The 12,317-nt window shown below is 56.5% G+C and carries 11 protein-coding genes; 3 read left to right on the top strand and 8 right to left on the bottom strand.

Annotation, left to right across the window (positions count from 1 at the left end; all coding sequences use genetic code 11):
• Positions 1–554: 554 nt before the first annotated feature.
• Positions 555–740, bottom strand: a complete 186-nt coding sequence (locus AC13QY_RS07465) for a type II toxin-antitoxin system RelE/ParE family toxin (protein WP_488493102.1) — start codon at positions 738–740, stop codon at positions 555–557.
• The gene (locus AC13QY_RS07460) at positions 737–988 is read right to left on the bottom strand and encodes an antitoxin (RefSeq protein ID WP_069615183.1); all 252 of its coding nucleotides are present in this window, start codon (positions 986–988) and stop codon (positions 737–739) included. The genes AC13QY_RS07465 and AC13QY_RS07460 overlap by 4 nt, the downstream gene beginning before the upstream one ends.
• 253 nt (positions 989–1,241) lie before the next feature.
• Between AC13QY_RS07460 and AC13QY_RS07455 the strand changes: the two genes are divergently transcribed.
• Entirely contained in the window at positions 1,242–1,457 is a 216-nt protein-coding gene (locus tag AC13QY_RS07455) for a hypothetical protein (RefSeq protein WP_113391713.1), read from the top strand.
• A gap of 22 nt (positions 1,458–1,479) precedes the next feature.
• On the opposite strand, the gene AC13QY_RS07450 is transcribed toward AC13QY_RS07455, so the two are convergent.
• Both AC13QY_RS07450 and AC13QY_RS07445 read right to left on the bottom strand, forming a co-directional pair.
• Complete coding sequence (locus AC13QY_RS07450) at positions 1,480–3,267, bottom strand: thiamine pyrophosphate-dependent enzyme (RefSeq protein ID WP_488493101.1); 1,788 nt, start codon at positions 3,265–3,267, stop codon at positions 1,480–1,482.
• Positions 3,268–3,405: 138 nt separating this feature from the next.
• Positions 3,406–4,590, bottom strand: a complete 1,185-nt coding sequence (locus tag AC13QY_RS07445; RefSeq protein WP_145321428.1) for a 2-isopropylmalate synthase — start codon at positions 4,588–4,590, stop codon at positions 3,406–3,408.
• 860 nt (positions 4,591–5,450) lie between these two features.
• Here AC13QY_RS07445 and AC13QY_RS07440 point away from each other — a divergent pair.
• Positions 5,451–6,638: an adenylate/guanylate cyclase domain-containing protein gene (locus tag AC13QY_RS07440; RefSeq protein ID WP_488493100.1), complete on the top strand. Its 1,188-nt coding sequence runs from the start codon at positions 5,451–5,453 to the stop codon at positions 6,636–6,638.
• A 477-nt stretch (positions 6,639–7,115) separates the two neighbouring features.
• Here AC13QY_RS07440 and AC13QY_RS07435 read toward each other — a convergent pair whose 3' ends face one another.
• The 4 genes from AC13QY_RS07435 to AC13QY_RS07420 all read right to left on the bottom strand — a co-directional run bounded on the left by AC13QY_RS07435 (position 7,116) and on the right by AC13QY_RS07420 (position 11,448).
• Entirely contained in the window at positions 7,116–8,045 is a 930-nt protein-coding gene (locus AC13QY_RS07435) for an MYG1 family protein (RefSeq protein ID WP_488493099.1), read from the bottom strand.
• A 209-nt stretch (positions 8,046–8,254) separates the two neighbouring features.
• A complete protein-coding gene (locus AC13QY_RS07430) occupies positions 8,255–9,088 on the bottom strand; it encodes a carbohydrate ABC transporter permease (RefSeq protein WP_488493098.1) in 834 nt (277 codons plus the stop codon).
• Positions 9,085–9,981 (bottom strand): carbohydrate ABC transporter permease, encoded by an 897-nt coding sequence (locus AC13QY_RS07425; protein ID WP_488493097.1) that lies wholly within the window; start codon positions 9,979–9,981, stop codon positions 9,085–9,087. The genes AC13QY_RS07430 and AC13QY_RS07425 overlap by 4 nt, the downstream gene beginning before the upstream one ends.
• A gap of 132 nt (positions 9,982–10,113) precedes the next feature.
• Positions 10,114–11,448, bottom strand: a complete 1,335-nt coding sequence (locus tag AC13QY_RS07420; protein WP_488493096.1) for an extracellular solute-binding protein — start codon at positions 11,446–11,448, stop codon at positions 10,114–10,116.
• Positions 11,449–11,681: 233 nt separating this feature from the next.
• Between AC13QY_RS07420 and AC13QY_RS07415 the strand changes: the two genes are divergently transcribed.
• Positions 11,682–12,305 (top strand): GNAT family N-acetyltransferase, encoded by a 624-nt coding sequence (locus tag AC13QY_RS07415; protein WP_488493095.1) that lies wholly within the window; start codon positions 11,682–11,684, stop codon positions 12,303–12,305.
• The last annotated feature ends 12 nt before the right edge of the window (positions 12,306–12,317 follow it).

Here is a 12,317-nt window from a genome sequence, read left to right as displayed (position 1 = left end):
CAATCCATGGCATTAGGACCAAAGATTGCGTCCTTGGTCCTAGGTCCAATCACAAACCAGACTTTAGTCTGATGTAGATGGCTTTGTTGCCAAAATCAGCGGGAGGATTGCCGGCTGCGATGGTTTCAGCGGGATTTTTTACGGGCACTTCCAGGTGAACTCACCGCGGGGGCGGTGACTTTGCGGGTATATACATCGCCGCCGCCTACCATATTTCGATTCGGCGCTGATCCATTCAATGCGACACGCCCGCGGACGCCAACCGGAGGCGCCAGCAATTTCAACACATCGGCGCGCACGAGGCTTGCATATGTAACGGGGTCGCGACGACGGCGCGTAGATCGATCGGACAACGACTGGGCTTGATGCGTGATCCTATCCGACCACCACCTCCACCATCTGCAAGACATCTCGCCTTCGCCTAAAGATCATTCGTTCAGACGGCTAGCCAATCGCTTCATCAAATCCATTCGTTCATGAAAAATCGCCGCGATCAGTGCAGGCGCATCTTCGCGAAGCAGACAAAAGACATAGTAGTGTTCACATCGCGCCATTCACAATGCCGGATAAAGCGCACTCATATCCTTAAAAGGACCCTTACCCTCGACAAGATTCGCAAAACCTCGCTCCAAAGCCGCGATGTACCAGCGCACCTGAGCGGCACCCCATTGGGCATGCGTGTAGCGGATTACAGATCGCAGATCCGATTCTGCATCCGCGGTAAGAATGTAAGCCGTCAAGCACGATCCTCGGCAATTTCCTCATCGAGGATGTCACCTACGGTTTTAGTCGACAGTTTTCCGGCGAGCCCATCATTGATGCGCGTATTCATCAACATCTTTAACTCCTCCCAGGCTCGATCTCCATCTATATCCCCGGGAAAGAGACGCTCAAGTGCATACTGTTTGATTGTCTTACCCTGCAAAGCGGCCATCGCCTTTAGGCTTTGATGTTGCTGGTCTGTCATGTCGATCGTTAAACGGCTCATCTAGCGTGCTCCTCAAGGCCCACATTAGCACATATGTGGGTACGTGACCACTGCCGCGAGGCTTATTGAAATGCACGGCGGCCGCTCCCAAGCGCTACAACCATTCCTAGAATAGGAGAATTGCTCATTCGTAACGGCGAGCAAATGATGGTACTTCGCTTGAAAAATAGCTTTGCAGCGGTTGCCTGCGCTCACCCGCGCTATACCTTGTCGATAAATATGGACGTCTGTCGTCATGGAGGAGAGCATCGTCATGCCAGCTAAGCAATGGCTGATCGGTTTTGCGGATCAATCGAAGCAGCAATGCCACGAGCAACTCCAGCGGACAATCGATGCGGCCGTGCAGGATCTCCTGCAAGATGGATCGGAACCTCAGTGCATAGCGGAAGCTCTGCTCGAAATCGCCGACAACTATTTCGATACGGTCATCGGTGACATGGAGATGACGCCTTCGACACCATTGCATTGATCTGGCATCGACCGCTTGGGGGCTACAGGTTGTTGGCCCGCGGGTTTTGTCCCACCACCTGCTCTGCGTCGACGGGCACCTCGACCAGGATGGATGAGCGACCAGGGCCGTAGCTCTCGCGCATGATCTCGGCCAGGTTGCTAAGATCCGGCGCCAGCTTGCGGCTTTCCCAACCGCATGCGCGCGCCATCGATCCAAAGTCGATGCGGTGCAGATCGCTGTGGTAGCGATCGGACGAATAGTCGGGAATGACCACGGGCGGGCCCTGCACCATGATGCCAAGCGCGCCGTTGTCCAGCACGAACAGGACGAGCCCCAATGATCGGGCTTCGGCCAGGCAACCGGCAATCAGCCGGAAGCAGCCATCACCCGTAAAAGCGAAGACCGTCGCGTCCGGTTTCGCGAGCTTAGCGCCGATTGCCACGCCGAATGCTCCGCCCATTGCCGAACCGCGATAGAGCGAATGGAAGCGGACGTCCGGATGCGGGCGCTGCGTGACATACTGACGATCCTTGTAGGCAAGGCACACATCATCGAATGCGACGCTTCCCGGCCGCCAATGACGATCGAGCTCCTGATAAAATCGGGCGATATCGATTGTGCCGGGACGTGGCGGCATGATCTCGCGATCATTAAGATCGGCCACGAAAGCCGGTGCCGGAGGGCGCGGCAGCTGAAGGTCCTCGAGCCGACCGATCGCTTCGCTCAGAACCTGATCGATCGGTCCTCGAACATCGAAATATTCGCCTCGTACGCGATGCCGAAATTCGCCTCCAACGCTGCCATAAGGGGCGGCCAGATTGGTGAAATTCCATGTCGTATGGGCAGGTATGTCCGAAAAATTAAGCGTATATTCGTCAGGGCAAAATCCGAGAGTGATGACAATATCGTCAGGGCCAAGGCTTCTCCAGAGCTGCATTGCGCGATCATTACCGCCAAATCCCAGATAGCCGAAACCGAAGACATTGTTGCGCGCCACCGCATTCGCCCCGTTTATGCTCCAGACGATCGGTGCCTGTAATGCCTTGCACAAACGTGTGGTGAGAACAGGCATATACGGATACATGGCCGCCTCTTCTCCAGCGAGCACGATCACCCGGCGCCCAGCCGATTGCCGCGGGAATTCGGCCAGAAAATGGGCGAGCGCCCCATGGTCGATCCTGTTTGGTTTATGGGGGTAGTCACCACGCCGAGGCGTATGGACCGGCTCAGGCACCATCTTTCCGAGCGCCTCCGGCGGCATCAGAAGTGCGATAGGCGAGCCCTGATCGAGATGTTTGCGGGCCTGCTCGAGTTGCTCTCCGATACGTTCCGGATCATTCAGGACGAATGTGCCTGATGGCAGCTCGGCCATCATCTGAGCCACGACGTCCGCGCCTTCCGGACTCGTATCTTGCAGCGGCGCTCGGTATCGCGTATCCGCAGGGCTGAGAGGAATGAGATAGATTGCCGGAATATTGTGCAATTTCGCATCACTCAGGCCGCAGGTCAGCAGCCGTGTTGCGGCTCCCGTTGTCGCAATAGCCGCACCGATTTTCCCGCTCGCCAGATAGTATCCCAACGGAATAAAGCCGGCGACATACTCTCCGATATTGAAGAAGACCGGGAACTCGGCACCGTCGTCGGCAGAGACCATCGGCTCGATGTGTTTGAGCAAATGGATGACCCCTCCTCCCGTGACCCCGGCATAGTGACGCACATTCCAGGTCGCAAGCGTATCGATCAGGAATTCATATCCTGTTTTTGGCACTGCTCTCGGCTTGGCTATCCGAATGTCGCCCGCCGTTTCGACTGCAAGATCCATCGTCATTTTTTCGCTTCTCCGCTGTGACCATCGTTCCCGAATGCTGCAAACTATTGACGCGCGGTTCCCCCGGGCCGGCCGAGGTCCGCGGCAAGCGCGGTGCCGGCACATGTCCGATCCCGTTTAGACGTTCTGGAAGCAGAACTAGGCGATGTGGCTTTCCCGGGAGAGGGCTTCCATACCGACAACCGTCGCCAGAAGGTCCTCATCGCAAAGCGATGCCTTTTGATCGGCGATATCCTTGAAACGGGAGAAAGCGCGATCGAGATCGGCGTCGGAACCGAATTCGACCCCCAGCGAGCGCATGCACATGCGAAAACCGTTGCGGCCCGAATTCTTACCGAGCACCAGCCGATACTCGTCGGCACCGACCTCCGCCGCCGTCATGATCTGATAGGTCAACGGGTTCTTCAACATGCCATCCTGGTGAATGCCGGACTGATGCGAGAAGGCATTCCTGCCGACGATCGCTTTGTTAGGCTGCACAACGAAACCCGTGATCTCCGAGACGAGCCTGGATGCGGCCGTCAAACGCCGGGTTTCAACGGAGGTTTGGCATCGGAAAAAATCCTCGCGTGTATGCAGCGCCATGACGATCTCCTCAAGCGACGCATTGCCCGCTCGCTCACCGATACCGTTGATCGTGCATTCGATCTGGCGCGCGCCCTGCCGAGTCGCTTCGAGCGAGTTGGAAACAGCCATGCCCAGATCATTGTGACAATGCGCGGAGAATACGGCCTTGTCAGCGTTGGGCACGACATCGCGCAGATAGGTGAATAGCTTGCCGTATTCGTAAGGCGTGGCGTAGCCGACCGTATCAGGCAGGCTGACCGTGGTTGCGCCGGCTTTGATCACCTGTTCCACGAAACGGGCAAGAAATTCGGGCTCCGATCGGCTCGCGTCCTCGCAGGAAAACTCGATATCCTCGGAATAACGTCGCGCGTGGGCCACCGCGCGAACGGCATGTTCGAGCACGTTTTCCGGTGTCATTTGCAACTTGTATTTCATGTGAATGGGTGAGGTCGCCAGCACGATATGGATACGGGACGATGCCGCACCGGAAACAGCCTCCGCCGTCAGATCGATATCGCGCTCGACCGCGCGGCTCAGGCTGCAAATCGTGCTGTCCTTCACGACACTCGCCACGGCCTTGATCGCGTCGAACTCGCCTGGACTGGAGACGGCAAAGCCGGCCTCGATCACGTCGACTTTCAGCCCTTCGAGCATAAGCGCGATCTCGACCTTCTCCCCGGCGTCGAGGTTGATGCCGGGGCTTTGCTCGCCATCACGCAAAGTGGTGTCAAAGATTATGATCTTTTCAGTGTTCATGCGACTCTCCCGATCAATTGAAGCATCGGCTTTGCCGAATTCCTAAGGCTGGCTGTATGGCACTACACACAAGTCATGGATGACCGATGCCTCAGGCGCGTTTCATGCCTGCGGCGAAAATCCATCATCGGATGCAAGTCTCGTCGGATCTGATCCTGATCGCCCCTGGCGTTGCCGGCATGCTGAAAACCGGGCAAAGCGCTTCATGGTTGGGCCGGTATCCACGCCTGCGCCGTCGGCGAAATTTCGCAATTCTTGGTATACGCGTCCCATCCAGATGCCTGGCTTTCGATCTGCAGTGATATCCGTGTCCCCCGGGCGGCGTCGGAGCGGGATGCAGTCCAGCATGCGTGTGGTCGGAAGGGAGCTTCGTCCCCGCACGGGCGCGGCGGGCATCTGGCCGTTGCAGGACAGTCCAGGCCATCTCTATTTTCGGAGCAAAAATTTCAAAACCTGAGAATTGAATGTCCATAGCGCACCGAATGGTTACCATGGCGAGGATGGCTGCATTCGAGGCGGCGGTATTTTAGAAAACTATGGACTATTCTTAGGAAATTACGGCTTTTTGCTTAGTGATCGATACGTGTCGCCACTTTGCCACACTTGTTTCTGCCAGCTGGCATTTCAATGATATGCCGACGGTTGGCACCTACCCCCTGCAGCTCTTCGGCAGCATCCCACACGTCGACGACTACCTGCACCCGCGCACCTATTGGCGGATCTTGTTCATGGCCCCCACCCCGCTCGCGCGCGCAAGGTACTTTCGCCAGTTTCCATGCTAGGCTGCCCATTGATTTGGGCCGAGCACCAAACTCGGTCGACGATATTCTCAAACTTTGCCGTTCGGAGGAGCTTACGAAGTGACGCAGACGCGGGAGTTGGTCGACTGGATCATAGCCATGGGCCTGACCAGCGACAGCATCGAAGAGATCCTGACCGGAGTTTCAGAACGGCTGACCAGGCTCGGCTATCCACTCGTTAGGGCGTCCATAGCCATGCCATCCATCGACCCGCTTCAAAGAGGCTCTTCGATTTCCTGGTCGCGGTCGTCGAGCATCTCTCTCGAAATACAAGAGCACGGCGAAGCGGGTGACGCGATGTTTCGCCGCTCGCCTATTTCATATCTTCTTTCACGAGAACTCGATGTTGGGCGCTGGAGACTGCCGCCCGGCGGTGACGCAGCCGGGTTCCCGCTGCTAAATGAACTCTCCGATCTTGGGGCAACCGATTACCTGGTAAAACTTGCCCGGTTTCCCGGGGGAACCGCGCTGGGCGGCATCGGCTTCTCCTTGGCTGTCGATAACCCGGAGGGGTTTTCCGACGGCCAGATTGCCGCCCTGGATGAATTTCTACCGGCTCTCGCCCTCGCCTGCTGCCGCATCGCGGCGATGCGTGTGGCGACCGACATGCTCGCCGTTTATACCGGAGCCCGCACGAGCGGCCGCATTCTCAGCGGCCAGACACGGCGTGGCAATGGTGATGCCATCCATGCCGCCATCCTGCTTGCGGACCTGAAGAATTTCACGGCGCTAAACGAAGGTTTTCCGCCCGAGCGTATCGTCGGTTGGCTGAACGAGCATTTCGACGCGATCGGCGGGCCAGTCGAGCAATTCGGCGGCGAGATCCTCAAATTCATGGGCGATAGCCTGCTTGCAATCTTCCCGACCGATATCGAAGATCCGGCCAACGCGTGTGAAAGAGCCCTGTCCGCGGCGAAGATGGCAATCGAGGCGAATGCGGCGGTCAACCGGGCACGCATGGTTTCCAAGGAACCACAGCTCCTCGTCGATATCGTTCTGCATATCGGAGACGTATTCTACGGAAACGTCGGAGCTGCCCGCAGACTTGATTTCACGGCAATCGGCAGAGCTGTCAACGAGGCGGCCCGGATGGAAAAGTTGTGCGATACGGTCCAACGCAGCGTGTTGGCCTCCGAACTATTCGCTTCGCAGGTCCAAGACGGATTTGAACGGCTCGGGATTTTCACGCTGAAGGGTGTGAGCCAGCCCGCCGCGGTTTACGGCCTGCCGGATGGGCCAAACTGTTGACTATCACCTCAATGCGCCCTTTCTACCGCGTCCGCACGTTTCCCTACCAACGCTTCGAGCGCGATCTCAAGCTACTGCGAATTAGTTCCGCCGGGCGAGGCTTCCTCACATATCACTTTTCCACCGTCCTGGCTCCGCATACCGGTTTGGCCCACTTGCTGCTTGGTATCCGGCAAAAAACCAGCGAGCAACTGCGCAAGTCGTTCTTTCGACATCGGCGGGGCGGATAAGCGCATGACAAGCCTCCTTTTTGGTGTCGTGATCGTGCCAATGCATGCTCATGGGAGCAACGGTGACGCGGGATCATCCCCAAATAATTTCAGCTGTAAGTATTTTCAGTCGATCTGAACAGCGCGCGAATTCAGGAGCAACCCGGTTCTGGTTGCAAAATGAGTGGCTTCCGTATGCCGATCCGCTCGATGCTCAGGCCGGAGTCGCCCCGTGAAACGGCGATTGCGCTCGGCCTCAAGCCGATGGTCAACCGGCTCCTTGCTCCGCGTCATTCACCGCCAACCTGGCGAGAGCGAGCGCCGCCTCTCGCGTTTTGGCGGCGGCGATAAATCGGCCGTTGTGGCAGAAACTTGCGCCCTCAATACCGGTCGCCATTTCCAGGTCGCGGCCGCTCAATCCAGCCCAGCCCACCGGAAGATCGGCTCGCAGTTCGAATCCTTCCTCCGCGCGGCGAATTCCCGTCAGGCACCAGTCGGCCTCGCGCGGATGGACCACGAACAGGAGATGATCGGCACCCGCCTTCACGATCGCCGAACGAAACGGCATGCCCATCGGCAGTTCGAGAACACGGCTCTCGCCGGCGGACGCAATCGCCTGCAGCACCAGAGTTTCGGCACGCAGTTTCGCATGGAGTCCGGCAATCTTCGCTTCGACGAAATTGCTGGCGATCGCAACGGCAGCGTGGAATGCCCGATCGGTCGCCTCCGGGTCCGCGTCGTCGAAGACGGGCTTCAATGTTTCGAGCAACGACGGCAGGGTCAACCCAGCCAGCAGGCCGGCGCTATCCGGGCTGAGCGCACCATTGTCGACCAAGTCGATCGGCAGGACGAAGCCGGCATCGAAAGCCGCATGCACGGTTTCGACAAAGCCGCTTGGGACCAAGAGGGCTGTCAGGTAATCGCGACCGAAATGTTTCCAGATCAACCCGAACGAACTGAAGGGCTGATCATCGTCGCGTCGCGGTGCGCCGCGCTGGTGATGATCGAAAATCGCGGCAGTTGCATCATAAGCGCCGCCGACATCGTAGACGATGCGATCGACACCGGGCGTGATCCATTCTGGCGCCCTGCTGCGAACCAGTCGCGCATCAGGGAAAAGCCGCGTGAGAATGACGCTGGACAACACTTCGTCGGCATGGAAGCCGCCGGAATGGGTGACGAGGAAATTGGGAGCCATACGGCCGGGACCTTACTATTCGCGAATTGGACGGACAGGCAGATAACCGGATTTGCGCGTCATCTCAACGGGCAAAGCGATTGGGGGATCCAATAATTGCATAGCCGCATTCGGCGCGGGGATGGCGCGATGATCGGCGAAAGAAGATTCCCATTGCTTCATGGCGCCCGAGCGCGCGACCGATTTTTTCAATCGAGAGCAAGGTGATTTTACTTCGTCGCTCCAGCCGTCAGGCCTGTGATGAGTTTCCGTTGGAAGAACATATAGGCAAGAATGAGCGGTCCGATAACGATGACAGCGCCCGCCGTCAACACAGGCGTATTGACCGTATAACGTCCCTGGAAAAATAACATACCAATTGGCAGAGTGCGATAGTTATCGTCATTGACGAGAACAAGCGGAATAAGAAACTCGTTCCATGTCCAAATGAACAGGAACAATGCCAGCGTGGACATCGACGGCAGCATCAAAGGTACGATAACTTTTGAAAGAATATATCTTCTGGATGCTCCATCGAGAACTGCTGCTTCTATGATTTCCGATGGCAGTTGTTGCATCGCGCTAGCCATGAACATGGTGGCGAAAGGCAGAGACATGGCGATTTGGGGAAGGATCAGCGCAGCATAGGTGTTTATGAGGCCGACATAGCGCATTTCATAGTAGAGTGGAATAATGAAGGCTTCGGTCGGCACCATCATTCCAACAGTTAAAAGGACGAAAATGGCGCGCCTGAACGGAAAGGTCAGGAACGCGAATCCGAATCCCGTCAACGTGCCAAGTATGATGCTAACCACGACAACGGGGAAAACAATCATGACGGAATTCAGGAAATAGACATTAAACCGGCCATCGATCCAAGCATTTGCATAGTTCTCAAAATGCGGGTATGCCGGCAATACGAATGCGCCTTGTATCAGATCGGCGCGGCTCTTCAGAGACGTAAGTATCAGAAGGGCAAAGGGAACAATCGCCAAGACCGCGAACAGCCAAAGAATGATACGTGAGGGTAGCACCGCGCCTATCGTATGAAAATCTCTGCTCACGTTGCACTCCCCTCATTCACAGGGCGCACCAGCCGGTGAACGGCATAGTTGATAGTAAAGACGAGAATCGCACCGATGATGGCAACGGCCGAAGCATATCCATAACGATTCAGTTGAAAGCCAAGCTCATACATATAGATGTTGGGAACAAGTGTGGCGTTGGCCGGTCCGCCCCGAGTCATCGTAAAGATTAGATCAAAACTCTTGATCGAGGAAATGATCGTGAGAAGGAGCGCGATGCGTATTTCCGGCAGCAGGAGCGGCAGTGTGATGAAGAAGAAAATCCTACTTCCGCTGGCACCATCGACCCTCGCCGCTTCAAACAGTGCAGGATCGATCCGCTGGATGCCGGAGAGAAACAACACCATGCAGAAACCGAAGAAATACCAACTCGCAACAATGCCGACCGCTGGTAGGACAAACGTGAAATCGCCAAGCCAGGGTAGGGCGATGGAACCCAGGCCAGCCAGCTTTAACGCCTGGTTTATCGGACCAAAAGCAGGATTGTAAAGCCAGTGCCAAATGATGCCAAGCACGGCGGTGGGCATGATATAGGGCAGGAATAGCAATGTCCGCAGCGCGAACTGCTCCCGCTGCCTAAACGTCCAGACCATCGCGGCAAGTGACAGGCCAATGACAATCGGGATGACGCAGTAAAACACCATGAAGAGAGCATTGTTTTTCAATGCAACATAGAAAGTTTCATCTGAAAACAATTTTACATAATTGCCAAGGCCGATCCAATTGGGCGGGCTGATCCCATTCCATTCAGTGAAACTGATACCGATTGCCGCGACAATAGGACCGAGAATGAGAGCAAAATAGAGCAGCAAGCCAGGCAGAACGTAGACGAGATTTCTGCTGGCCTTCGCGTCAAGTGGTGAGCGTTTCATGCACCATCTCGTGGATATGCCAGAGGTCGAATGGCGCCGCTCTGGCCGTGATCAGGATAGACGTACCGAAGTTTCCCGCCGCTGCCTTTCTTCGATCGAGTAGCGCGGCGGGATTTGCTTGTTCGCCGGCAATCACTTGCTCTTCATGTAGGCGGCGTAGTCCGCGTCGAGCTTGGCGATCAGCTCTTCAGGCGTTTCCTTGTTCGCAAGCAATAGGGGCGTGTTTTCATCAAACGTCTTGAGCATGGTTGGGCTCGCCCAATCGGGATAATGCCCGAGTGCATTGTCATCGTTCAATGATTTCCAGATCGCGATGCCCTCCTTCAGGAGCGGGGACGCGTTAACCGCGGCGTCTGCCGGAACAGGGGTGGCGGGCAGATAGCCGGCGCGGGCCCAGGTAACAGATGCGTCCTTGGAGACCATGTAGTTGATGTACTCGCCGGCGAGGTCCTTCATTTTGTCGCTCTTGGCCAGGCTGGTGATCGCCCAGGCAAGGTCGACGCCGCCAACTGAAAGCGGATGCTTGATGCCGGCGGGCGCCGGGATGGGCATGAAATGGATATCGGGATTGTTCTGCATATCGCCGAAGTACCAGGTGCCCGAAATCAGGAAGGCCCCTTGGCCGGCGACAAAAAGCTGAACGGCATCATCGCCCGAGATGCCCTGGTAACCATCGGAGAAATAGCCGTTTGTTGCCCATTTCTGTACAAGTTTCACCGATTCCAGATTGCCGGGCGTATTCCATGTACCGCCGCGGCCATAGATCAGGTCATCGAGCGCCTTTCGATCCGAAGCATCGATATGCGCCTGGCTGATCCCGGCCAACATATGGAGCGCCAGATGGCCCTTGGCTGTACCTATTGTCAGCGGCGCGCTGCCTGCCGCCTTGACCTTATCGAGAGCGGCAAGGAAATCGTCGAAGTTCTTGATCGGAAGTTCGACGCCAGCGGCTTTCAGAACCTTTTCATTGTAATAGAGGCCGACGATTTCGGCGAGCGACGAGATGCCATAGGTCTCACCGACACCGAACTCGCCCTTGCTCGACCAGCGGTCACGCGCCAGGAGACTATCGGACTGGTTTTTATCCCATCCATATTTCTTGAGGTAGTTATCGACAGGAACGAGAAGGTTTTCCTTCACCATCGCGCCCATCGCGCCGGCTCCCTGGTTGACCTTAGTCACCACCGGACCATCGCCAGACGAAACGGCGAGCTTAAGCGTGAGATTGAGGTCCTGGAAATCGCGTACGGTGTGATCAAGCTTAACGTCGGGATGCGCCTTCTGGAAATTGGCGTTGAGTTCGGTCATCACGGCGGCTCTCGACTCAGAATCGTGGTCGTCCCAAACCGTGAGCGTCTCGGCAAAGACAGTTGTCGACATGCCGATGCCAATGAAGGCGGATGCCGCCAAAATTCCTGTCTTCTTCAGAATGGATGCTGCATTGGTGGAGATGAAATCGCTAAACATTGATTGGTTCCCTCTAGCTGCGTTTTGGCAGTTTCTATCGATTCCAACCGGCTGATCTTGCTAAGACGCGCCGAATGTCTTGCATTGTCGGGCCTTTACTGGACCGACGAATTTCCTTATTCTTTTCCAAAATCTGCGGGTGTGGCCCTCAGATGCAGTCCCTCAAACTTCCCAGTTTTACCGCCGCCTGACGTCAGTTCTCACCGAGCAGCGGCCAGCAGATCGATGATGCCATGCCTCCCAAGATCGATGATTATTTCATCCGCCCGGCCACTGAGGACGACGTTGACGCCCTCTTTCACATTTGCCTGGTCACGGCTGACGCCGGGGCCGACGCGAGTGCGCTTTACAGCAATCCGCGCCTTCCCGGCTACGTATGGGCCGTGCCTTATCTCAAATTCGCTCCGAATTTTGCGTTCGTTCTTGCCAGGCAGGATCGGGTAGTCGGCTATGTTGTCGGTACGCCGGATACCGCCGGCTTTGACACAGTGCTCCGCAGAGATTGGTGGCCGGTTGTTCGCCGCGAGATCGCCGGTCTGATACCCAAGACGGAAAAAGACGCCGATGTTCTGGAGCGAATAGCCAGTCCTCACAGCGGCACGCCGGGCCTTGAAGAGACCTACCCCGCGCATCTTCACATCAATATTCTGCCTGAAGCCCAATCGGGCGGATGGGGACGGCTGATGATCAAGACCATGCTCGAAGCCCTCACGGCGTATGGCGCACCTGGCGTCCATCTTGGTGTCAGCCCCGCGAACGAGCACGCCAAGGGATTTTACCGGCATCTCGGTTTCGAAGAACTCAGCCAAAACGGTCACCTCGCCTTCGTCATGAGATTGGACAAGCCGGTAGTCTAAGGAAAATCCGGC

The organism is Martinezella sp. CNPSo 3795 (assembly GCF_057784475.1).
Note: the sequence above shows the minus strand (reverse complement) of the source record. Positions and strands in the feature narration are given on the sequence as shown.